This window comes from Sphingomonas sp. OK281 (assembly GCF_900115295.1).
Lineage (GTDB): Bacteria > Pseudomonadota > Alphaproteobacteria > Sphingomonadales > Sphingomonadaceae > Sphingomonas.
In genome coordinates this window covers 125,614-148,399 of record NZ_FOVZ01000002.1, presented here as the reverse complement: position 1 = coordinate 148,399, position 22,786 = coordinate 125,614, and the positions used below count along the sequence as shown (strand labels likewise).

Below are 22,786 nucleotides of genomic sequence, written 5' to 3'. Positions count from 1 at the left end.
ATGTCCCGACAAGTCGCTCATTCTGGCACGGTCTCCGGTCATTAGAGACCGGCAGTGACACCCAAGGTGTAAATTTCTGGTGAGGACGGCGTTAATGATCCGGCGTGTCAGCGTTGGCGACTAGACCCGGCGCGCGATCCAGCCGGCGGCCCAGCCGAGGAATACCGACAGGGCGACCGCCACCAGCCCGTACGCGACGGAGGAACGATCGGCGGCGCGCGCGACGAACCGCTCGAAACCGGACTTGCGGATGTCGATGTCGCGCACTGCCGCCGCCAGCACGCGGCCGTCGCGGATCAGGAACGTCTCCGCGGTGAAGCGACCGACGGGCACGCGCGCCGGGATCGAGACGCGTGCGCGGTAGAGCACGCCATCGGTGATCTCGACCGCGCGCGGCGCCTCGTAATACAGGCCGGCGTTGCGCTTCAGGTCGACCAGCCCTTTCTGGAAGCGGTCCTGCGTGTCGGCAGGGGCGCTGGAGGCGGGCGACAATTGCAGGCTGTCGAGCCCGAGTTCGTAGATCGCGCGCGTCCGGTCGTCGACGAGCCGGTCGATCGGCTTGGACGAGGCGATCGCGTAGAAGCTGGGGGCGGACCGGTAGCGCAGCCGCGACGCGTTGACCCAGATGCCCGCGATCTTCTCCTTCTCGCGCATCAGGATCGACTGGGTCGGGCCCTTGACGACCACCACGACGTCGGTCGGATGCTCGTCGCTCGGCAGGCGGCCGCCGGGATAGAGGATCGCACCGAAAAGGAGGAGTTCGGCACCGGTGAAGCTGTACGCGATCTCGATATTGCGTTGCGACACGTCGGGGACGAGCACGGGTTTCGCCTGCGCCATCAGCAGCGGCGCGAGCAGGACGAGCCAGCCGATCTTCACGACTCCGCGCTCACGACAGCGTGACCGAGAAGATCTCTTCCGGACGCCAGACCAGCCCGAGCAGGATCCGCACGCCGATCAGCAGCACCATGGTCGCCAGCGCCAGCCGCAGATATTCGGGGCGGAACTTGGTCGCGAACCGTGCACCGATCTGCGCGCCGACCACCGATCCCAGCAAGAGCAGGCCGGCGAGGACGATGTCGACCGCCTTGGTCGTGGTCGCGTGGACCATCGTCGCGACCGCGGTCACGAACAGCGTCTGGAACAGCGACGTGCCGACCACCACCGACGTCGCCATGCCGAGCAGGTAGATCATCGCGGGCACGAGGATGAAGCCGCCGCCGATGCCGAGCAGGATCGTCAGGATGCCGGTGAAGAAGCCGAGCAGCAGCGGCGCGAGTGGCGAGATGTAAAGGCCCGAGGCGTAGAACCGCGTGCGGAGCGGCAGCGCGGCGACGAGCGGATGGTGGCGGCGCTTTCGCGCCTTGGGCGGGCGGCCGGTGCGCGCGCGGCGGATCGTGCCAACCGATTCGCTCGCCATCATGCTGCCGATCGAGCCGAGCATGATCACGTAGACGATCGCGATCACCGTATCGATCTGGCCGCTCTGCTGGAGCAGCCGGAACAGCCACGCACCGAAGAACGAGCCGAGGATGCCGCCCGCGACGAGCACCCCGCCCATCTTAGTATCGACGCCCTTGCGCCGGAAATGCGCGAACACGCCCGACACGCTCGCGCCGGTCACCTGGCTGGCCGACGAGGCGGCGGCGACGGTCGGCGGGATGCCGTAGACGATCAGCAGCGGCGTCGTCAGGAAACCGCCGCCGACGCCGAACATGCCCGACAACAGCCCGACCCCCCCGCCGAGCAGGATGATGACGAGCGCGTTGACCGACAGGTTGGCGACGGGGAGATACAGATCCACGGTCGCAGCGTTACACCGGTTTGCGCGCGCGGTGCTAGGCTGGACCTGTCAGAAGTCGCTGCCGATCGACAAGGCGGGACCGGAGCCCGGCCGCGCCGCGCCGGCGATACGTTCGCGCCAGTCGAGCGTCAGACGGAGGGTCTTGCGTGCGACGGGCAGCGCCGCGACGATCGACGGCCCGACATCGAAGCGCTCGGCGTCGCGTTGCGCGCTGCCCCACGCACCGAGACCGATGTCGACGCTAGCCCCGGCCAGCTTCCCCAGCGGGTGCGTCAGTCGCGCGGAGGCATCGACGAACCCCTCGATCCCGTCGCGCGCGATACCCCCCGCCTGCCCGTACGCTTCCAGGCGAATGCCGTGCGTGACATCCGTCGGGCCGTAGCCGGCGATCACCCCCAATGTCGGTCCGCCACGTCCGCCGTCGAGCGCGAACCGCTGTTCGGCGACGAGGCGGACCGGCCAGCGGGTGGGTTGCCATTCGACGCCGAGCGCTACCTCGCGTCCGGCGCCTTCGAGGGGCGTGGCGACCCGCGCGACCAGTGCGACTTTGCGACGGCTGCCGAGCGCATAGGCCAGTCGCAAACCGCCTTGCGAGGCGCCAAGTTGTCCGCCCGATACCGTACCGGCAGGACCGCCCCGCGCAAGCAACCAGGCGCTTCCCGTCAGGCGCCCCGGTCCGCGAGCAAGGTACGGCGGCGCGACGGGCGACGGGATGGCGGGAATCACGAGGGTCGCGGCTTTCGGAGTGTCGGGACTACCGACGGCGGTCGGCGGCCGCGGTGGCTGCACCGGGGCAGGCAGTAGCGACGTCAGCGGGTGCGGGCTCCGGCCAGGCACCGGCGCGACGACCTGCGGGCGACGGCCTGCGATCGAAAGCGAGGCCCGCGCTCGCTTGAACCCCGCTGCCGCGACGTGAGGCACCAGCGCCTCGAGAACGCGCGGGATCACCTCCGACGTCGGTAGCGAGGAGACCTCCGGCAGCAACATGGCAACCCGGATCATCACCCACCCTCCCAGGGACACCGCCAGGAACCGCAGCGGCCGCCCCGCGGTCATCCCGCCATGGTCGCAAGGCCGGGACCGGTCGTGGCGACGACCGGATCGATTGACACGTCTGGAAACTCGTGACGGGTCTTGTCCCAGACCGGCGCGGCGCCGCGCAGCATGCCGATGTAGACGACCAGCGCGCGTGGCGCCGCGATCAGCGATACCAGGTTGCCGACGAAGAACCGGGGCAAAGCCCAGAGCGCCTCGCGTACGCCGTAACTGCGCCCCGTGAACACCATCCGCACGGCCATGCGCCACACCAGCAGCACGGCATTGGCGACGAGCAACCACAATGCGACCGGATACGCACCGTTCGCATAGGAGGACGCCGACGCCGCCCCGCCGTGCATCGACAGCGACGCTATCCAGGCAGGCACCGCGAGATACCCGGTCGCAAGGAGCACGACCGCCAGCGGGGCGCGCCGATCGCGCATCCGCATCCAGTGATCGGCGAGCGCATGGCCGCGCGCCCAACCGGTACGGTCCCACCCGGCCAGCGCGATACCGGTCATCCAGCGGGTCTTCTGACGAACCGATTCCGCAAGCGTACCCGGAAAATACGCACGGACCGCGACGACCCCGCCTGTACCTGTCCCGCCGGCAACGTCGTCCACCAAGCGCGCGAACAGCCCGCGAGCGCCAAGCTCGGCGAGCCTCAGGCCAAGCTCGTAGTCCTCGGTCAGGCTGGTCGCATCGAACGGATCGCCGCCGCGCGCGTCTGCGACCTTGGCGAGCATGCCCGGGGCGATCGCACATCCGGTGCCGGCCAGGGGCATCGCCGCGCCGATCAACGTGCGGACGACGATCTGCTTGGCATGCGACTCGGCGAACTCGTCGGCATAATGACCCGAGACGAGGCGCGCGCGGCGGTGGACGAGTGGCAGGACGGGAAGCTGGATGACGTCGTAGCGATCGATCAGGCTGTCGAACACGCGGAGTTCCTGCGCGTGGACGACGTCTTCCGCGTCGTGGATCACCACTGCCCGCGTCCGACGACCCGCGTCCACCTGCAGGCGGCGGTGGTCGCGGCACAGCGCATGCCACAGCGTATTGAGGCAATCCGCCTTCGTCGTCGGCCCGTCGCGCACCCCGATCACCATCCGGATCCGGGCATCGCGCTCGGCGACCGCCGCGACCGCGTCGATCGTCCCGCGATCATTGGGATAGACGCCCACATAGATGCGGTAGTCGTCATGCTCGTAGCGATCGAGCGCGGTCGACAACATGGTCCCGATCACCGCGACTTCGTCCCAGGCGGCGACGAATACCGCGATTCGGCCAAGTCCGCCGGGCGGCGGCAAGGTCGCAACCGTCAGGCGAGGCCGACCGCCCCCCCGAATGCGGTGCACGATGAAGATCAGGTCGATCAGCAGATCGTCGATCCCGCCGACGAACAGGCCCAAGCCTGCAAACAGCAGCATCTCGCGCGCGAACGCGTCGATGATCCACAGCGACTCGCCCAAGCGGCACCCCCGTGAAAAGGGTACCGGATATTGCCGCAATTTCGGACGAGGTCGGGTCGAAAACGGATGTTTGGCGAAATTATGACGCGGGCGGCCCGAGGCAGAACAAACGCGAGACACGCGCGTTATGCCTGCGATCCCTTTCCCCCCTTTCGGGATCGGCGCCGCTCATGCCCGGCCCGGCCGCATCGCTGCGCAAGCAGAGGATGCGGCCAAAACCGTGTTCGACAGATCGACTTCTTCGGCACGCTGACTCGACTGGGTGCCGCCGTTAAGCCGAATTACGGGCGGTCGCGTCCGCCGCCACCGGTATTGCTGCCACCGCCGCTGCCGCCGCCCGCAGCACCGACCGTGCCGATATTGCCGAACAGATCCTGGAAGAAGCCACGCTCGCGACCAAGCGTCGGCGTCTTCTTGCCGTACGGCGTGATCGAAGCGACCTGATCGAGCCCGCCGCGACGGATCGCGGTGACGGTGCCCTTCTGGTCGAAGCTGATCTGCAACGTGATCTGCGCGTTCGGGCGCGGATTGCGGAACGCGAGGTTGCGACTGTCGCGCGCGAGATAATACCAGTCGCCCTGGTCGAACTGGCCGGCGAGCGTCGGCTTGCCGAGCGTCGCGAGCACCGACTGGCGGTTGTCGACGCCCGGCTGGACCGAATTGACGAGGTCGGTATCGACGACATAGCCCTGGTGCGAGCGCAACTGGGTGCAGCCCCCGCTGGCCAATGCGGCGACCGCAAGCGCTGCGGCGAGACCCGTACGGGCGGAAAACACGCTCATATAAACTCCCAACCGGGGCACGCGAAAACACGTGACGGGTCCCATGCGATTGCATCGGCCGCCGATCGCCTCGATATGCGAGGATGCGCGGGCAAACAAGCCGAAGCGCGGCTTCGTGGCGAGGACGATAGATTTTGAGCTGGTTGGGAAGACTGCTCGGCGAGAAGCCCGACGAGGCGCTGCCGCTGTACAACGCCGTCGTCGGCCGGGCCCGCGCGGAACACTGGTACCGGGAGGGCGCGGTGCCGGACACGGTCGACGGCCGCTTCGACATGATCGCGACGTTGCTGGCGATCGTCATGCTGCGGCTCGAGACGGAGCCCGCTGGCGGCGAACCCGCCGCGCGGCTGGCGGAACGGTTCGTCGACGACATGGACGGGCAGCTGCGGGAAATCGGGATTGGGGACATCATCGTCGGCAAGCATATCGGCAAGATGATGAGCATGCTTGGCGGGCGGCTCGGTGCCTACCGCGACGGGCTGGCGGCGGGCGATATCGCGCCGGCGCTGGTGCGCAACCTGTACCGGGGCGCGGCGCCCGCCGATGGCGCGCTGGCGCATGTCCGCGAGTCGGTGATGGCGTTTCATACCGGGCTGGCGGCGACGCCCCTACCGAATCTGTTATCTGGAGAATTGCCGTGAAGCCCGAGTTCAGCCGCCCCGAACGCCTCGACACGATCGGCGAGCGCGAGCGGATCGTCGAGATCGTCGCGACCGAGGACGAGCGCGCGGCGTTGGCGAAGCGGTTCGCGCTGCTCTCGATCACGCGACTCGACGCGCGATTGGGGATCAAGCGCACCGACAGCGGCATCGTCGTGAAGGGCCGCGTGACGGGCGCGGCGGTGCAGGCGTGTTCGGTGACCGACGAACCGCTCGATACGAAGATCGACGAGCCGGTCGCGCTGCTGTTCGTCGATCAGTTGGTTTCGGAGGGCGACGAGGTCGAACTGTCGGACGACGCGCTGGACACGGTTGCGATCGAGGGGGGGACGATCGATCTTGGCGAAGCCGCGGCGGATACGCTGGCGCTGGCGATCGATCCGTTTCCGCGCGGGCCGAATGCGGCGGCGGCGCTGGCGGCGGCGGGGGTGATCAGCGAGGACGAGTTCCGGCCGGCGAATGCGTTTTCGGATTTGAAGGCGAGGATGGCGGGGAAGAGCTGAGCTGCGCTATCACGGACTTATTGAAGGCTAGCCCAAGCACGTGAACCACCCCGGCGAAGGCCGGGGCCCAATTGGAAAGGTGGTCGTAACGGCGGTCCACCCTACGTCACTGCCCGTCCCCAATTGGGCCCCGGCCTTCGCCGGGGTGGTGCGCGTGGCGGGCTGGGTTCGTATGGGTTGAGGCGCGGGGTGCGTGGGTAGGCGGTGCGGTACGCTGCGGGTGAACGCTTCCCCTTGTTCTCCCGCGAAGGCGAGAGCCCAGTCTGGGTCCCCGCCTTCGCGGGGAAACAAGGCTTTAGTCCGCGTCGGGGCCCAGGGTCGGATCGAGATCGCGGGGGCGGATGAAGCGGGTGAGGCGAGCGGTGCCTGCCGCAAAATCCCCCCACTCCCCCTCGAACTGAAGCTCCGCAACACTCGCCGTCGGATACTTGTCCTCGACCGCGTCGCGCAGCGGATCGGCCCCATCCGCGACCAGCAGCAGGACGAGATCCTCCAACCCAGGATTGTGCCCGACCAGCAGTGCGCTCTCAGCTTCGGCCGGAAATCCGTGCACCACGTCGAGCAACGTCGCTGCCGACGCCAGGTACACTCGCCGGTCCAGCGCCGGCGCGATCGTCCGGCCATAGCCCGATTCGATCTGCTCCAAGGTCTCCGACACGCGCACTGCCGGCGAAGCGATCGCATGATCGAACACGAGACCCAGCGACCGCATGTGCCGACCGACCATCGCCGCGGCGCGCTTGCCCTTGGCGTTGAGCGGGCGGTCGAAATCGCGCGCGACCGGATCGTCCCAGCCGGACTTGGCGTGGCGCAACAGCGTCAACGTCTTCATGGCAATCCTCGAGCGGGTTCGCGGCTCTCATGCCCTACCGCCGCGCCAGAAGAAAGTGGATTGGAGGAAAGCCGGCTTGCGACTCGGGCCACCGCTTCCTCGAGCGTGACGCGGGCGATCGGCACGCCCGGCGGGAACGCGCTGAGCAACCGCGACGGCATCGCGGCGGAGAGCATCACGAACACGCCGGAGTCGTCCGCGCGACGGATGAGGCGACCAAATGCCTGTGCGAGCCGCGCGCGGACCAGCCGGTCGTCATACGCCGAGCCGCCGCCCGCGAGCCGGCGCGCGGCGTGCAGAACGGAGGGTTTCGCCCAGGGTACGCCCTCCATCACGACAAGCCGAAGCGATTCGCCGGGCACGTCGACGCCGTCGCGGAGCGCGTCGGTACCGAGCAGCGACGCGCCCGGATCGTCGCGGAAGATGTCGACCAACGTGCCGGTGTCGATCGGATCGACGTGCTGCGCGTGGAGCGGCAGGCCTTCGCGCGCGAGTCGATCGGCGATGCGGCCATGCACGCCGCGCAGGCGCCGGATCGCGGTGAACAGCCCAAGCGTGCCCCCGCGGCTGGCGACGATCAGTTGCGCATAGGCATTGGCGAGCGCGCCGATATCGCCGCGCTTCACGTCGGTGACGATCAGGACTTCGGCTTGGCGGGTGTAGTCGAACGGGCTCTTCGCCTCGAACCGTGCGGCGGGGCGCAGCAGATGCGGCGCACCGGTGCGGGCTTCGGCCACCTCCCAATCGCCGCCGCCGGTCAGCGTTGCCGACGTGACGAGCGCACCGTGCGCAGGCTTCAGGACGATCTCGGCGAACGGACGGGTCGGGTCGAGCCAGTGACGGTGGAGGCCGATATCGAACTCGCGGCCTTCGATCCGGTCGACCGCGAGCCAGTCGACGAAATCGCCATCGACCGGTCCGCCGACGCGCGCGAGCAGCGACAGCCACGACGCCACCGTCTCCGCGCGCCAGCCAATCGAGGCGATCGCGCCTTCGACTCGGGCTCGGGCGGGCGCATCCATCCAGTCGGGCGCTTCGGCAAGCACCGCTTCGAGGCGACGGCCGAGCGTGACGAGTGGGCGGACCAGTCCATCAAGCGCGGCAGCGGCGGGCGCGGCGGCCTCGATCAGCGTTGCGTCGGGTTCGGCGAGTTCGGTTTCGAGGCCGTATCCCGCGTCGCCCGGCTGTTCGCCCCGCGCGTAGGTGAGGCCACGGACGGCGGCGAGCAGCGTCTCGATCGGCCCGAACGGTGCGCCTTCGCCGAGGCGTTGCAGCCAGCCGTCGGACGCCAGCGCCCCTGCCGCAGTGACCGCATCGCTGATCGCCCGCGCGCCCTGTTCGTCGTAGCTGGCGAGATCGGACAGGCGTGCGGCGAGCCCCCGCCGGCGCCCGCGACCGCTCGATTCGGGGCCGAGGATCCAGCGGCGCAGTTCGATCGTCTCGGCGCCGGTCAGCGCGGTCGCGAACATCGAATCGGCGGCGTCGAAGATGTGATGCCCCTCGTCGAACACGTACCGCGTCGGCCGCGTCGCCAGTTCGCGGCCCCGTGCGGCGTTGACCATCACCAGCGCGTGGTTGGCGATGACGATGTCGGCGTCGGACGAGGCGCGGGCGGCGCGCTCGATGAAGCATTTCCGGTAATGCGGGCAGCCGGCATACACGCACTCACCGCGCCGGTCGGTCAGCGCGGTCGAGCCGTTGCGGCGGAACAGCGTCGGCAGCCAGCCGGGCAGATCGCCGCCGACCATGTCGCCATCCGCGCTATACGCAGCCCAGCGCGCGACGAGGTGTGCGAGGATCGCCGCGCGCCCCGCGAACCCGCCTTGCAGCGCGTCCTCCAGATTGAGCAGGCAGAGATAATTCTCGCGACCTTTGCGCGTAACGACCTTCGCCTTGCGGATCGCGGCGTCGGGATAGAGCCGCGCGGTTTCCTGGCCGAGCTGGCGTTGCAGCGTCTTGGTGTAGGTCGAGATCCACACCGCGCCGCCGGCCTTTTCCGCCCATAGCGAGGCTGGGGCGAGGTAGCCGAGCGTCTTGCCGATCCCGGTGCCCGCTTCGGCGAGGACGAGATTGGGCGTGTCGCGCATCGCGCGGGGGGCGAAGGCGGCGGTAGCGGCACCGGCATAGGCGCGCTGGCCGGGGCGTTCCTCCGCGCCGTGGCCGGTGAGGTCGACGAGTCGCGCCTCGGCGTCGCCGGGCTCGATCGTGACGGTGCGGGGAGCGGGTCGCGGTGCGTGCTCCTCCCATTCGGGGAGCGACGAGAACAGCCAGCGTTCGTTGACTGCCGGCTTCTTCAGCCGCTCGGCGACGACCGGCGCCCAGGGCCAGCGCAGGCGGAACAGCGATTGCGCCGCGGTCCAGGCACCCTCGCGCTCGGGCCAGTCGGTATCGGTGAGTGCCAGCATCGCGTCCGCCGCGCGGAGGAGGAACGGCGCGACCTCCGCGTCCTCGGTCGGCACGTCGAGGCCGGTGACCCGCGCGATCCCCTTCGGCGTCGGCACCGCGAACTGCGCCGGGCGAAGGAAGGCGTAGAGTTCGAGCAGGTCGAGCCCCGACAGATCGGGATAGCCGAGCCGCTGCCCGACCAGCGGCGCGTTGAGCATGATGACCGGCGTATCGGCGGCGATCCGGATCGCCTCGCCTCGCCCTATAGGACGCGCGCCGTCCGCATTCGCAATCCAGATGCCGGCGTGGCTGGCGTGGAGGGCAGGATAGCGAAGCACGCCGCGACTTTGCTGCAATGAGAACGAAAGGGCAACCTCTCGCTGCTTGTTCTCCCGCGAAGGCGGGAGCCCAGTCTGGATCCCCGCCTTCGCGGGGAAACACGCTGTCGTCGGTTTGAGCCTGAAGTGCTGCCCCCCCTCGCGGTTGTGCAAACTCTCCACCAACAAATTCACCCATATCGGCCGTTACGCAACCGGCACGGTTCACGTGCGTTGCACACGTATCGATACCGGACTTTACCTACATCAACAGGGACGATCATCATGCGGAAGTTTCTCATGGCGCTGAGCGCGCTGTCGCTCGCAATTCCGGCGGCTGCCGTGATTCCCACGGGCAAGGCCGAGGCGCGCTCGAAGCGTGAGTATCGCGGGCATGACCGTCGTTACCGCGCCAAGCGTTGCCGCCATTCGAGCGGCACGACCGGCCTGGTAGCAGGCGGCGTCGGCGGCGCGGTGCTCGGTAATGCGGTGGGCGGCGGGCTGCTCGGCACGCTGGCGGGCGGCGCGGCGGGTGCGCTCGGTGGGCGTGCGGTCGACCGGACGATCACCGCGAAGGATCGTTGCCGCTGAGTCGCGAGCGGCGGTGGGGGTGACGGACACGAATGCACGCGCTAGTCGCGCTGCATCATGACCGACGAACTCCGCACCGCCGCCCTCGAGTCCAAAGCCTGGCCGTACGAGGAGGCACGCAAACTCCTCAAGCGCTATCCGAACGGCAAGTCGGGCGATCCGGTGCTGTTCGAGACAGGCTACGGACCGTCGGGCCTGCCGCATATCGGCACGTTCAACGAAGTGTTGCGCACCACGATGGTGCGCAACGCCTTCCACGCGCTGAGCGATACGCCGACGCGGCTGATCGCCTTCTCGGACGATATGGACGGCCTCCGGAAAGTGCCGGACAATGTCCCCAACGGCGACATGCTGCGTGAACATCTTGGCAAGCCGCTGACGCAGATCCCAGATCCGTTCGGCACGCATTCGAGCTTTGCCGCGCATAACAACGCGATCCTGCGCGAATTTCTCGATCGCTACGGCTTCGACTACGAGTTCGCGTCGTCGACCGAATATTATACCGGCGGTCGCTTCGACGAGGCGCTGAAGGGCGTGCTTCGCCACTTCCAGGGCATTCAGGACGTGATGCTCCCGACTCTGCGGGCCGAGCGCCGCGCGACCTATTCGCCGGTGCTGCCGATCTCGCCGACCAGCGGGATCGTGTTGCAGGTCCCTATCGAAGTGATCGATGCCGACGCGGGCCTGATCGCGTTCGAGGATGACGGTCAGCGGATCGAGCAGAGCGTGCTTGGCGGCAAGGCCAAGCTGCAGTGGAAGGTCGACTGGGCAATGCGCTGGGTCGCGCTCGGCGTCGATTACGAGATGGCGGGGAAGGATCTGATCGATTCGGTCACGCAGTCGTCGAAGATCGCGCGCGTGCTCGGCGGCCGGCCGCCCGAAGGCTTCAACTACGAGATGTTCCTCGACGAGAATGGCGAGAAGATCTCGAAGTCGAAGGGCAATGGGCTGAGCCTCGAGCAGTGGCTCACCTACGGCCCCGAGGAATCGCTGGCGTTCTACGCGTATCGCGAGCCGAAGAAGGCGAAGTCGTTGCACATGGGCGTGATTCCGCGCGCTGTGGACGAATACTGGCAGTTCCGCGGCAATTATGCGGGCCAGGACCTGAAGCAGAAGCTCGGCAATCCGGTGCATCACATTCATGACGGCAAGCTGCCGACCGGCGAGTTGCCGGTGACGTTCGGGCTGCTGCTCAACCTCGTCGGGGTGATGGGCGATGCGAGCAAGGAGCAGGTCTGGGGGTATCTGGCCAATTATGTGCCCGATGCGTCGGCGGAGAAGTATCCCGAGCTCGACCGGCTGATCGGCTATGCGCTGGCGTATAGCCGCGATTTCGTCGCGCCGACGTTGAAGCGCCGTGCGCCCGAGGGTGTCGAGGTGGCAGCGCTGGAGCGGCTGGATGCGGAGCTCGCCACGCTGCCGGCTGAGGCGAGCGCGGAGGATATCCAGAACATCGTCTACGAGATCGGCAAGACCGGTGGGTTCGAGAATCTCCGCGACTGGTTCAAGGCGCTGTACGAGACGCTGCTGGGCTCGGAGCAGGGCCCGCGGATGGGGAGCTTCATTGCGCTGTACGGGGTGGCGAACTCGCGGAAACTGATCGCGGAGGCGTTGGCGCGCTGAGGCGCGAGCTCGCAAAGTCGCACCATCCCGGCATGAGAAGTACCACCCCGGCGGAGGCCGGGGCCCAGTTGGGGGACGTTCATAACTGGACGCAGAGCGCGGTTACCACGACCTTTCCAACTGGGCCCCGGCCTTCGCCGGGGTGGTGGTTTCAGGTTGGCCGAGCGCCCGTATCGCCTCGACAGTTTAACGAGAACATAATAGCAACACACCCGCCTCCTCCCGATTCGGAAACCGGCATGTTCCATCGACCGCTCGCCCGCCATCGCCTGTTCTTCGCGATCCGCCCGCCGCTTCCGCTAGCGCGTCAGATCACCGCCGCCGCGTCGTGGTTCGAGACCGACCGGGACAAGCTGCGCCCCGAGCATCTCCACGTTACGATCGATATCCTCGACGACCAGGACCGGGTCTCGACGGCGTTGGAGCGCAACCTGAAGGCGATCGGCGATGCGGTCGAAGCCGCCCCGTTTATGCTCCGGTTCGATACCGTGGTCGGCAGCGATCGCTCGATCGCGCTGCGTCCGCACGGCGAGAACGACTCGTTCGCTGCGTTGTACCAGCGGATCGCGGTGGCGCGCGAGGCGGCGGGGTTGCGCGCCCGCGATGGGTATCGGTCAAGCCCGCACATGACGCTGGGGTACCGCGACGGCGCACCGTTCACGCAAGGTATCGCGCCGATCGGCTGGACCGTGGATGCGTTCGTGCTGGTCCACAGCCATGTTGGGCGAAATCGGCACGACGTGATCGGACGCTGGGTGTTGAGCGGCGACGACGATCGGCAACTGCCCCTGTTCTGAGCCTTCGAATTTGCCGCATCCGCGCGAACCGGTAGGACCCACGCGGCGATCGGTTGGTTCTTCCCTCGTGACCGGGCACCAAGGAGCAAAGATGCGGCTGTTCTTCGACAAGGCCCAGCGGACCCATGCGCCCGCACGCGAACTCCACAACGGCGCGTTCACCGCCTATGCGGAGACGCCTGCCCGCATCGATGCGATCCTGCGCGCGCTGGGACCGGTCGAGGCACCGGAGGACCGCGGCGAAGCGCCGATCCTCGCCGTCCATTCCGCGCCCTATGTCGCGTTCCTGAAGGACGCCGCGCGACTGTGGCGCGAAGCGGGGCGAGAGGGCGACGCGATCCCCTACACCTTCCCGATCCGCGGCCGCCGTCCGCTCGACCTCACCCGGATCGACGCGCTGATCGGCGCGCACAGCTTCGACGCGACCACGCCGATCACGCCCGAGGCCTGGGCCGCCTCCTATGGCAGCGCGCAGTCCGCACTCGCCGCGACGCATGCCGTGCTCGCCGGCGACCGCGCTGCGTTCGCGCTGTGCCGCCCGCCCGGCCATCACGCGGGCGCGGATTATTGCGGCGGATACTGCCACCTCAACACCGCCGCGATCGCCGCGCAGGCCGCACGCGATGCCGGCGTCGCACGCGTCGCGATCCTCGACATCGACTATCATCACGGCAACGGTACGCAGGACATCTTCTACGCACGCGGCGACGTGTTCTACGCCTCGGTCCACGCCGATCCCAAGACCGACTACCCGTTCTATTGGGGCCATGCCGACGAAACCGGCGAAGGCGAAGGGATCGGCACCACGCTGAACCTCCCCCTCCCCCACGGCACACTGATCGATGCCTTCCGCGCCGCGCAAACCACTGCGCTCGACGCGATCGCCGCGTTCGACCCAGGCCTGCTGGTGGTGAGCTTCGGCGCGGACACGTGGGAGGGCGACCCGATCTCGCATTTCGCGCTGACCACGCCCGAATATGCGGTCCTCGCGCGCGACATCGCCGCGCGTGGCTGGCCGACCGTCGTCGTCATGGAAGGCGGCTACGCGGTCGACGCGCTGGGCCACAATGTCGCGAGCTTCCTCGATGGGTTCTGAAGCCCCTATCGCAATCGGCACGCCTGCGTACCGTCGGCTGACGCTGGCGATGCTGTTCGCGGGGTTCTCGACCTTCTCGCTGCTCTATTCGGTGCAGCCGTTGCTGCCGCTGTTCGCCGCGCAGTTCGGGCTGACCGCGGAGGGCGCGTCGCTGGCGGTGTCGCTGGCGACGGGGCCGCTCGCGATCGGCATATTGTTCGCAGGGTTCGTCTCGGACCGGGTCGGACGGCGGCCGCTGATGATCGCGGCGATGTTCGCGGCCGGCGCGCTGACGTTGGCGGCGGCGATCGTGCCGGGGTGGAGCGGGTTGCTCGTGCTGCGGTTCCTGACCGGCGTCGCGCTCGCAGGCGTGCCCGCGGTGGCGATGGCCTATGTCGCCGAAGAGGTCGATGCGGGATCGGTCGGCGCGGCGATGGGGCTGTATATCGCCGGCAGTGCGCTCGGCGGGATGGCGGGGCGACTGGTCGTCAGCATCGTCGCCGATATCGAAGGCTGGCGCTGGGCGCTCGCCGCGGTCGGCGTCGCGGGGCTGGCGATGGCGGAGGCGTTCCGCCGGCTCGCGCCGCTCTCGCGCAATTTCACGCCCAGCGTCGGACGGCCGGGTGCGCTGCTGCGGAGTGCCGGATCGCTGTTCACCGACCGCGCGATGCCGCTGCTGTATCTCGAGGCGTTTCTGCTGATGGGCGTGTTCGTCACCGTCTACAACTATGCGGGCTTCCGGTTGATGAGCCCGCCCTACGGCCTCAGCCAGGCGGCGGTCGGCGCAGTATTCCTGTTGTATGTTCTCGGGTCGGTCAGTTCGGCGAAGTTCGGGACGCTGGCAGGGCGACTCGGGCGGCGAAAGGTGTTCTGGATACCGGTCGTGCTGCTGATCGCCGGAGTCGCGCTGACCGCGATGACGCCGCTGGTGCTGGTGATCGCGGGGATCGCGGTGGTGACGATCGGCTTCTTCGGTGCGCATTCGATCGCGAGCGCCTGGGTGGGACGGCGTGCGCAGGGCTCGCGCGGGCAGGCGGCGGCGTTCTACCTGTTCTTCTATTATATGGGGTCGAGCGTGCTGGGATCGGCGGGCGGGTTCGCGTGGACGCATGCCGGTTGGCCGGGGGTGACGGCGTTCTGCCTGTTGCTGGGCGTGGCGGCGCTGGTGATCGGGCTCGTACTACGTACCGTGCCGCCGCTCGTGGTGGAGCCACCGGCGCCACAGCGGATGCCGGATCCTTGATGGATAGATTCTCCCCTCCCTGGAAGGGAGGGGTTGGGGGTGGGTTGGCCAGTTTGAGCCACCAGCACGGGAATTCGCGGAACCCGACCCACCCCCGCCCCTCCCTTCCAGGGAGGGGAGAAGAAGTCCGGCTTCGCTCAGACCCCGGAGCGGGCGGGTCGATCCTCTACCGCGACGCCACGTCGGTCGCATCGACCGGCGGCATACCCACCATCGCTTTCGCGACCGCCTCGACACGCTCCATGACGCGCAGGACATTGCCGCCGGACAGCTTGGCCAGATCGCCATCGCTCCACCCCCGCCGCGCCAGTTCGGCAAACAGTAGCGGATAGCCGTCGACCCCCTTCAGCCCGATCGGCCCGGTCCCCTGGATCCCGTCGAAATCGCCGCCGATCCCGACATGATCGTGACCGGCGATCGTCGCGATGTGTTCGACATGATCGGCGACCGTCGCGGCGGTGACCTGCGGCTCCGGGTGCGCGGCGTCCCACGCCACCAGCGGCGCAGGCGATTTGGCGCCGTAGACGTTCGCCGGAACGCCGACCGACTTCGCATAGGCCGAGCGTGCGATGTCCCAGGCGCGCCATGCGCTCGACAGGAACGACGGGTAGAAGTTCACCATCACCACGCCGCCGTTCGCGCCGATCGCGCGGAGCAGGTCGTCGGGGATATTCCGCGGCGCATCGGCGATCGCCCGTGCGCTGGAGTGCGACGCTATCACCGGCGCCCTGGTGACGGCGAGCGCGGCGGCCATCGTCGCGTCGGACACGTGCGACACGTCGACGATCATCCCGATCCGGTTCATCTCGGCGACCACCTGTCGCCCGAAATCGCTGAGCCCGTTCGCGCGCGGTGCGTCGGTCGCGCTGTCCGCCCAGTTCAGGCTCTTGCCGTGCGTGAGCGTCATATAGGCGACGCCGAGCGCGCGGTACTGGCGCAGCACCGACAGTCGCCCGTCGATCTGGTGCCCGCCCTCGACGCCGATCAGCGAGGCGATCCGCCCGGCCTTCTCGATCCGACGGATGTCCGCTGCCGTGGTGGCGAGTTCGAACGTCGCCGGGTTTGCCGCGACGAAGCGGCGGACGATGTCGATCTCCTCCAGCGTCATCTCGACCGCGCGGGGCGCATCGGCGGGAATGTAGACCGACCAGAACTGCCCGCCGACATGGCCTTTGCGCAGCCGCGGAATGTCGGTCTGGAACGGGTTCGGCAGCCGCGCTGTATCGAGAGAAAGATCGACCGATTCGACTTTCGCGTCGTGCAGTTCGCGGATTTCCCAGGCGAGATCATTGTGTCCGTCGATCACCGGGTTGCGCTCCAGCACGCGCTCGACCCGGCGCGACAGGGCAGCATCGGGACTCGCCTGCGCGGCCAGCAGCAGGAATGCGGCGATCATGTCTTGGTCCCCCGTGGCGTCCGCTCCATCCTGAAGGAGGTGTTCGCACGGAACAAGCCGGGTAAGGCGCTCGCCGAACGCAGACGGAGGGGTGGAATTGGACACGGGAACGGCCGAACCGGCGCGAAGGACGGATAGCCGGCTCTCCACCGCGATCGCGATCGCGCGGCTGATCGGGATCATGGGGATCGTCTACGTCCATGCCTGGACCGGGCGCACCGCGGAGGAATTGGCGGCGGTCGCGTTCAGTTGGCAGGCGGTGTTGCGAACGATGCTGAGCGAAGTGTTCGGACGCAGCGCGGTGCCGCTGCTCGGGATGATCTCCGGCTGGCTGGTCGTGTCGACGGCGACGCGTCGAGACTATGGTCCGTTCCTGATCGGCAAGGCGCGGACGATCCTGCTGCCGATGGTGCTGTGGAATGCGATCGCGATCGTGCTGGTCGGGGCGGCGGCGACGTTCGGCGACCTGAAGGCACCGACGCCGTCGAGCATTGGCTGGACGCTGAACGAACTCGTGCCGCTGGCGCATGCGAACGACATCGACGTGCAGATGCCGTTCCTGCGCGACCTGTTCGTCTGCATGATGATCGCGCCCGGTCTGGTACGCGCATCGACTGCCTGGCTGGCGCTGGTCGCGCTGGTGGCGGTCGCGTGGAGCGTGTCCGGCGTGCACGTCCCGCTGTTGCTGCGACCGCAGATCCTGTTGTTCTTTACCGCGGGGATCGCCGCGCGGCGGTTTGGCGTCGCGGAGCGGGTGGCGGGGTGGTCGGTCATCCTGTGTGCGCTGCCGTTCGTGGTGCTGATCGCGCCGCGACTCTGGACTGCGTTGCTGGGGAACGTATTCTTCGACGCGCATCCGCATGCGATGGCGGCGTTCGACCTTGTGTTTCGACTGGCGTCGGCGGTGCTGTTCTGGCGGATCGCGTGGGGCTTGGCGGGAAGCCGCATCGCGGATCGGTTGCGCGGGATCGAGCGCTACGGGTTTCTCGCATTCTGCGATCACCTGGTACTGCTCTGGCTGTTCGGGCCGGTGATCGGGCTGGCGACCGGTGCGTTGGGGGCGAGGCCGTACCCAGCATATCTGCTGGTGCAGCCGTTGCTGGTGCTCGGGGTCACGATCGTTCTGGGGCGGGGGCTGATGGCGGTTTCGCCGGCAGTGGCGCGGGTGCTCAGTGGCGGGCGGCTGGGCTCAATCCCCGCGTGAAGGCGGCCCGAGCTGGTTCACCCATTCCTGGTTGTGGACCACGGTCGAGCGGACCGGGCGGCCGGCGGCGTCGAGCCAGGGGCGGTAGCGAAAGCGCAGTTCGATCAGGCGGCAGGTGGTCGCGTCGAGCATCGCATTGCCGCTGGAGCGCGTGACCATGCAGTGCGTGACGCTGCCGCCGGTCTCGACGGTGTAGCGCACGCCGACGATCCCGCCCGCACCGATCACCGCCTCGGCGTTGGGAAAGTCCTTGTTCTTGAAGCGGCCCTTGATGAGGCGGGGCGGGGTTTCGGCGCCACCGTCGCCGTCGCCATTCCCGGAACGACCGCTGCCGGTGCCGTTTCCCTCGCCGCCTGCGCCCGTGCCGGGTCCGGGGACGGGCGCGGCGCCCGTCGTGGCGTCGTTGCCGGGGCCTGGTCTCAGTGTGGCGACAACCGGGGGCGGTGGAACGATCGGGGGGACGATCGGCTTGGGGGCGACGAGTTCGGTCGCCTTCGAGCGCAGGTTGGCGGGGGACGCCGCGCCTTCGGGACGGTGGCTTTTCGCGGGGCGGGGAACGATCTTTTCGGGCGGCGGCGGTGGAGGGGCTTTCGGGCTGACCGCGAACGTCTTCAGCGCGTCTGGGAGAGCGGTGGGAATGCTGACACCGAGCCCGATGATAAGCGCGTAGCCGATGACGGCGCAGAGTAGCGCGGCGCTCGCAGCAGATATCAGGCGGTGGCGCGGGTTCGAGTGGACGCCGTACATGCTGGGTAATTGGGGAGGCGTGTGGTGGGCGGCAACGGGGTGGGTGGCGGTGAGGGGAGGTCCGAGCTTCCGAGGTTTGCCGGTAGCACCTCAATCGGGCTTACACGAAATACCGCCAGGGGCGTCGACTGCCAAACTCAACCACCACCCCGGCGAAGGCCGGGGCCCAGTTGGAAAGGTCGCAGTAACAAAGCGCTATTGTTCATGGGCAACGTTGCCCAACTGGGCCCCGGCCTTCGCCGGGGTAGTGCTCGCTTGGGTGCGATAGACCTCAGTTTGTCGGCGTATCGGTTCGGCGTCGGCAGACCTGTGCGTTCGGCAGACGCTAGAACGGGCGGTGCGACCGAAGTCACACCGCCCGTTCGTGGCGCGCGACGCGGGAGTAAATCCCGCGTCGTCGGTCGGCGCTGAGGCGCCGCCGGCCGGGCTTGCTGTTGCGCGAGGCTTCGCCCGCGCAGCGGCTTTCGCCTACAGCTTCGCCGTCAATTCCGGCACGATCTTGAACAGATCGCCGACCAGGCCGATGTCCGCGACCTGGAAGATCGGCGCGTCCTCGTCCTTGTTGATCGCGATGATGACCTTCGAGTCCTTCATCCCCGCAAGATGCTGGATGGCGCCCGAGATGCCGACCGCGACATAGACTTCCGGCGCGACGATCTTGCCGGTCTGGCCGACCTGATAGTCGTTCGGCGCATAGCCTGCGTCGACCGCTGCGCGCGAGGCGCCGACGCCAGCGCCCAGCTTGTCCGCCAGCGGATCGATCATCGCGTGGAACTGGTCGCTCGAGGCAAGCGCACGACCGCCCGAGACGATGATCTTCGCACTCGTGAGTTCGGGACGCTCGTTCTTGGCGATCTCCGAGCCGGCGAAGGTCGACAGACCCTTGTCGCCGGTCGATGCGACCGCTTCGATCTCGCCCGAGCCACCGTCGGTCGCAGCCTTGGCGAATGCCGTGCCACGGACCGTAATGACCTTCTTCGCGTCGGTCGACTGCACAGTCGCGATCGCATTGCCGGCGTAGATCGGCCGCGTGAATGTGTCGTCGCTCTCGACCGACAGGATGTCGCTGATCTGCATGACGTCGAGCAACGCTGCCACGCGAGGGGCGATGTTCTTGCCGTGCGTGGTCGACGGCGCGACGAACGCATCGTGGCTGGCCATCAGCTCGACGATCAACGGCGCGACGTTCTCGGCGAGCGCATGCGCGAACGCCGCGTCGTCGGCGACGTGCACCTTGCCGACACCGGCGATCTTGGCGGCTTCGGCAGCGACGCCGTCGACGCCTTGGCCGACGACCAGCAGATGGACTTCACCGAGCTGCGATGCGGCAGTCACCGCCGACAGCGTGGCATCCTTGACGGCCTGACCGTCATGTTCGACCCAGACGAGCGTCTTCACTTGGCGACTCCCATTTCCTTGAGCTTGCCGACCAGTGCGTCGACATCGGCGACCTTGATCCCGGCCGAGCGCTTGGCGGGCTCGACGACCTTCAGCGTGGTCAGGCGCGGCGTCACGTCGACCCCGAAATCGGCCGGCGTCTTTTGCGCCATCGGCTTCGACTTCGCCTTCATGATATTCGGCAGCGAGGCATAGCGCGGCTCGTTGAGACGAAGATCGGTGGTGATGATCGCGGGCAGCTTCAGCGTGTCCGTCTCCGCGCCGCCATCGACTTCGCGCGTCACGTTGACCGAACCGTCGGCGATCTCGACCTTCGACGCGAACGTGCCCTGGCCCCAGTTCAGGAGGCCAGCGAGCATCTGCCCGGTCTGGTTGTTGTCGTCGTCGATCGCCTGCTTGCCGAGGATGACGAGGTCGGGCTTTTCCTCCTCGACGATCTTGGCGAGGATCTTGGCGACGCCCAGCGGCTCGACCTTGGTCTCGCTGACGACGAGGATCGCGCGGTCTGCACCCATCGCGAGCGCGGTCCGCAGCGTTTCCTGGCTCTTCTGCTCGCCGATCGAGACGACGACGATCTCGGTAACGCCCTTGTCCTTGAGGCGGATGGCTTCCTCGACCGCGATCTCGTCGAACGGGTTCATGCTCATCTTGACGTTCGCCAGATCGACGCCCGTTCCGTCCGCCTTCACGCGAGGCTTCACGTTGTAGTCAAGCACGCGCTTGACCGGCACCAGCACCTTCATCGGGGTTCCTTCCAAGGTGAATCTATTCGTTTCGCCCGCTGGTTACCCGGCGGCGTTGGCCGGACAGATGGCGGTTTCGCGTCGTTTTCGCAAGTCCGGTATGGAAACATCGCTATGCCGTAGCGTCACGGCGAGATGCCGATCGGACCACCTGCCGAACAGTGTGCACCATCAACGAAAAAGGGCCCGGACGTTTCCGTCCGAGCCCCTCTTTTCGCAGAATCAGTATGCGCAGTCGACAGCGGTTAGGCCGCGACCTTCTGCACCTCTGCGACGATCTTCTTGGCGGCATCGCCAAGGTCGTTCGCCGGGACGATCGCGAGGCCGGAGTTCGCGAGGATCTCCTTGCCCTTCTCGACATTCGTGCCCTCGAGGCGGACGACGAGCGGCACCGACAGGTTCACTTCCTTCGCCGCGGCGACGATGCCGTCGGCGATGATGTCGCACTTCATGATGCCGCCGAAGATGTTGACCAGGATGCCCTTCACGTTCGGATCCGCGAGGATGATCTTGAACGCCGCCGTCACCTTCTCCTTGTTGGCGCCGCCGCCGACGTCGAGGAAGTTGGCCGGGAACATGCCGTTGAGCTTGATGATGTCCATCGTCGCCATCGCCAGGCCCGCGCCGTTGACCATGCAGCCGATGTCGCCATCGAGCTTGATGTAGGCGAGGTCGTACTTCGACGCCTCGAGCTCGGCGGGATCTTCCTCGGTCTCGTCGCGCAGTTCGAGCAGGTCCTTGTGGCGGAACAGCGCGTTGCCGTCGAATGCGACCTTCGCGTCGAGCACCATCAGCTTGCCGTCGTTGGTGACGGCGAGCGGGTTGATCTCGATCTGCTCGGCATCGGTGCCCATGAACGCGTCATACAGCTTCGACGCGGTGTTCGCGGCCTGCTTGGCGAGATCGCCGGTCAGCTTCAGCGCAGCAGCGACGGCGCGACCGTGATGCGGCATGAAGCCGGTCGCCTGGTCGATGTCGATCGACTGGATCTTCTCGGGCGTGTCGTGCGCGACCGCCTCGATGTCCATGCCGCCTTCGGTCGAGACGACCATCATCACCCGGCCGGTGGTGCGGTTGAGCGTCAGCGCGAGGTAGAATTCCTTGTCGATGTCGACGCCGTCGGTGACGTACAGGCGGTTGACCTGCTTGCCCGCGTCACCCGTCTGGATCGTGACGAGCGTGTTGCCGAGCATGTCGGTTGCCGCCGCGCGAACCTCGTCCTCGGTCTTGGCGAGGCGGACGCCGCCCTTGGCGTCGGGGCCGAGCTCGACGAACTTTCCCTTGCCGCGGCCGCCGGCGTGGATCTGCGCCTTGACGACATAGAGCGGTCCGGGAAGCTTCTTCGAGGCCTCGACGGCCTCCTCGACGGTCAGCGCCGCGAAACCGGCGGGGACGGGGACGCCGAACTTGGCCAGCAGTTCCTTGGCCTGGTATTCATGGATGTTCATCGGGAAGGCTCCACGCAATTTTTAGGAAACTCGGGAATTGGTTGGGCGTAAAGCACAGGGCGCGCGGCAAATCCACCCTTAAGGCATATGCACTTGCGTCTCGTTCGCAATAACGTGGTTTGAGCACGGAATAATCTTGGTTTCCGCTAGGACAATTCGCCTTTTGCCGTGACGCTTTACCGCCCCTATATGAGGCCCATGGCGATCTGGCTCGGCATCCTTCTGTTCCTCGGCACCGTGATCGGCATGGAGGCGTTCGCCTATGCCGCGCACCGCTGGGTGATGCATGGCTTCGGCTGGTTCCTGCACGAGAGCCACCACCGTGCACGGCACGGCAACTGGGAACTGAACGACCTGTACGCGGCGATCTTCGCGGTGCCGTCGTTCGTGTTGCTGCTGGGCGGCGTGCAGCTCGGCTGGTGGCCGGGGTTCGCCTGGATCGGCGCGGGAATTGCCGCCTATGGCGCGATCTATTTCGGGTTCCACGACGTGATCGTGCACCAGCGGATCCCGACGCGGTATCTGCCCAAGTCGAAATACATGAAGCGGATCGTCCAGGCGCACCGCTTGCATCATGTCGTCGAGACCAAGGAGGGCAATGTGAGCTTCGGCTTCCTCGTCGCGCCCAGGCCCGAGGAACTGAAGGCCGAACTCAAGCGGCGCTCGCGTGCCGGCATCCGTGCCCCGGTCCAGCCGCGTTCGGCCTAATCCCAAGCTGCCGAATCGTAA

21 protein-coding genes are annotated in these 22,786 nt (G+C 67.5%); 9 read left to right on the top strand and 12 right to left on the bottom strand.

The features are described 5' to 3' along the window. Positions 1-120: 120 nt before the first annotated feature. The 5 genes from BM244_RS06870 to BM244_RS06850 form a co-directional block, all read right to left on the bottom strand. Positions 121-840 carry a TIGR02186 family protein gene (locus BM244_RS06870; protein ID WP_093399000.1) on the bottom strand — a complete coding sequence of 240 codons (720 nt, stop codon included), beginning with the start codon at positions 838-840 and terminating at the stop codon, positions 121-123. A gap of 49 nt (positions 841-889) precedes the next feature. Then, entirely contained in the window at positions 890-1,804 is a 915-nt protein-coding gene (locus BM244_RS06865; protein ID WP_093398266.1) for a sulfite exporter TauE/SafE family protein, read from the bottom strand. 48 nt (positions 1,805-1,852) lie between these two features. Continuing rightward, positions 1,853-2,806, bottom strand: a complete 954-nt coding sequence (locus BM244_RS06860) for a hypothetical protein (RefSeq protein ID WP_254784328.1) — start codon at positions 2,804-2,806, stop codon at positions 1,853-1,855. A gap of 50 nt (positions 2,807-2,856) precedes the next feature. Continuing rightward, positions 2,857-4,314, bottom strand: coding sequence for a glycosyl transferase family protein (locus BM244_RS06855; protein WP_093398264.1), 1,458 nt, complete (start codon positions 4,312-4,314; stop codon positions 2,857-2,859). A 281-nt stretch (positions 4,315-4,595) separates the two neighbouring features. Beyond that, on the bottom strand, positions 4,596-5,096 hold the full coding sequence (locus BM244_RS06850; protein WP_093398263.1) for an outer membrane protein assembly factor BamE: 501 nt from the start codon (positions 5,094-5,096) through the stop codon (positions 4,596-4,598). A 134-nt stretch (positions 5,097-5,230) separates the two neighbouring features. Between BM244_RS06850 and BM244_RS06845 the strand changes: the two genes are divergently transcribed. Both BM244_RS06845 and BM244_RS06840 read left to right on the top strand, forming a co-directional pair. Next, positions 5,231-5,737, top strand: coding sequence for a ubiquinol-cytochrome C chaperone family protein (locus tag BM244_RS06845; protein WP_254784327.1), 507 nt, complete (start codon positions 5,231-5,233; stop codon positions 5,735-5,737). After that, positions 5,734-6,258, top strand: coding sequence for a YceD family protein (locus tag BM244_RS06840; RefSeq protein WP_093398262.1), 525 nt, complete (start codon positions 5,734-5,736; stop codon positions 6,256-6,258). The genes BM244_RS06845 and BM244_RS06840 overlap by 4 nt, the downstream gene beginning before the upstream one ends. A 295-nt stretch (positions 6,259-6,553) precedes the next feature. Here BM244_RS06840 and BM244_RS06835 read toward each other — a convergent pair whose 3' ends face one another. Further along, on the bottom strand, positions 6,554-7,090 hold the full coding sequence (locus tag BM244_RS06835; protein WP_093398261.1) for a SixA phosphatase family protein: 537 nt from the start codon (positions 7,088-7,090) through the stop codon (positions 6,554-6,556). Next, entirely contained in the window at positions 7,087-9,813 is a 2,727-nt protein-coding gene (locus BM244_RS06830; protein WP_093398260.1) for an ATP-dependent DNA helicase, read from the bottom strand. Before BM244_RS06830 ends, BM244_RS06835 begins: the two co-directional genes overlap by 4 nt. A gap of 264 nt (positions 9,814-10,077) precedes the next feature. Here BM244_RS06830 and BM244_RS06825 point away from each other — a divergent pair, with 264 nt between their 5' ends. The 5 genes from BM244_RS06825 (at position 10,078) to BM244_RS06805 (ending at position 15,121) form a co-directional block, all read left to right on the top strand. Then, positions 10,078-10,383 (top strand): hypothetical protein, encoded by a 306-nt coding sequence (locus BM244_RS06825; RefSeq protein WP_056053958.1) that lies wholly within the window; start codon positions 10,078-10,080, stop codon positions 10,381-10,383. 57 nt (positions 10,384-10,440) lie between these two features. Then, a complete protein-coding gene (locus tag BM244_RS06820) occupies positions 10,441-12,006 on the top strand; it encodes a lysine--tRNA ligase (protein WP_093398259.1) in 1,566 nt (521 codons plus the stop codon). Positions 12,007-12,245: 239 nt separating this feature from the next. Then, on the top strand, positions 12,246-12,803 hold the full coding sequence (locus BM244_RS06815) for a 2'-5' RNA ligase family protein (protein WP_093398258.1): 558 nt from the start codon (positions 12,246-12,248) through the stop codon (positions 12,801-12,803). A 91-nt stretch (positions 12,804-12,894) separates the two neighbouring features. After that, complete coding sequence (locus BM244_RS06810) at positions 12,895-13,899, top strand: histone deacetylase family protein (protein WP_093398257.1); 1,005 nt, start codon at positions 12,895-12,897, stop codon at positions 13,897-13,899. Next, positions 13,889-15,121: an MFS transporter gene (locus tag BM244_RS06805; RefSeq protein ID WP_093398256.1), complete on the top strand. Its 1,233-nt coding sequence runs from the start codon at positions 13,889-13,891 to the stop codon at positions 15,119-15,121. Before BM244_RS06810 ends, BM244_RS06805 begins: the two co-directional genes overlap by 11 nt. 166 nt (positions 15,122-15,287) lie before the next feature. On the opposite strand, the gene BM244_RS06800 is transcribed toward BM244_RS06805, so the two are convergent. Beyond that, entirely contained in the window at positions 15,288-16,517 is a 1,230-nt protein-coding gene (locus BM244_RS06800) for a dipeptidase (protein WP_093398255.1), read from the bottom strand. Positions 16,518-16,614: 97 nt separating this feature from the next. Here BM244_RS06800 and BM244_RS06795 point away from each other — a divergent pair, with 97 nt between their 5' ends. Then, positions 16,615-17,721 carry an acyltransferase family protein gene (locus BM244_RS06795; protein WP_093398998.1) on the top strand — a complete coding sequence of 369 codons (1,107 nt, stop codon included), beginning with the start codon at positions 16,615-16,617 and terminating at the stop codon, positions 17,719-17,721. Here BM244_RS06795 and BM244_RS06790 read toward each other — a convergent pair. From BM244_RS06790 to sucC, 4 genes are all read right to left on the bottom strand, one after another. After that, positions 17,707-18,468 carry an energy transducer TonB gene (locus BM244_RS06790; protein WP_093398254.1) on the bottom strand — a complete coding sequence of 254 codons (762 nt, stop codon included), beginning with the start codon at positions 18,466-18,468 and terminating at the stop codon, positions 17,707-17,709. The genes BM244_RS06795 and BM244_RS06790 overlap by 15 nt on opposite strands. A gap of 468 nt (positions 18,469-18,936) precedes the next feature. After that, positions 18,937-19,866 carry an electron transfer flavoprotein subunit alpha/FixB family protein gene (locus tag BM244_RS06785; RefSeq protein WP_093398253.1) on the bottom strand — a complete coding sequence of 310 codons (930 nt, stop codon included), beginning with the start codon at positions 19,864-19,866 and terminating at the stop codon, positions 18,937-18,939. Then, on the bottom strand, positions 19,863-20,609 hold the full coding sequence (locus tag BM244_RS06780) for an electron transfer flavoprotein subunit beta/FixA family protein (RefSeq protein WP_056064107.1): 747 nt from the start codon (positions 20,607-20,609) through the stop codon (positions 19,863-19,865). Before BM244_RS06780 ends, BM244_RS06785 begins: the two co-directional genes overlap by 4 nt. Before the next feature lie 245 nt (positions 20,610-20,854). Continuing rightward, positions 20,855-22,057 carry an ADP-forming succinate--CoA ligase subunit beta gene (gene sucC, locus BM244_RS06775; RefSeq protein ID WP_056053980.1) on the bottom strand — a complete coding sequence of 401 codons (1,203 nt, stop codon included), beginning with the start codon at positions 22,055-22,057 and terminating at the stop codon, positions 20,855-20,857. A gap of 198 nt (positions 22,058-22,255) precedes the next feature. Here sucC and BM244_RS06770 point away from each other — a divergent pair, with 198 nt between their 5' ends. Further along, positions 22,256-22,765: a sterol desaturase family protein gene (locus BM244_RS06770; protein ID WP_093398252.1), complete on the top strand. Its 510-nt coding sequence runs from the start codon at positions 22,256-22,258 to the stop codon at positions 22,763-22,765. Positions 22,766-22,786 lie beyond the last annotated feature (21 nt).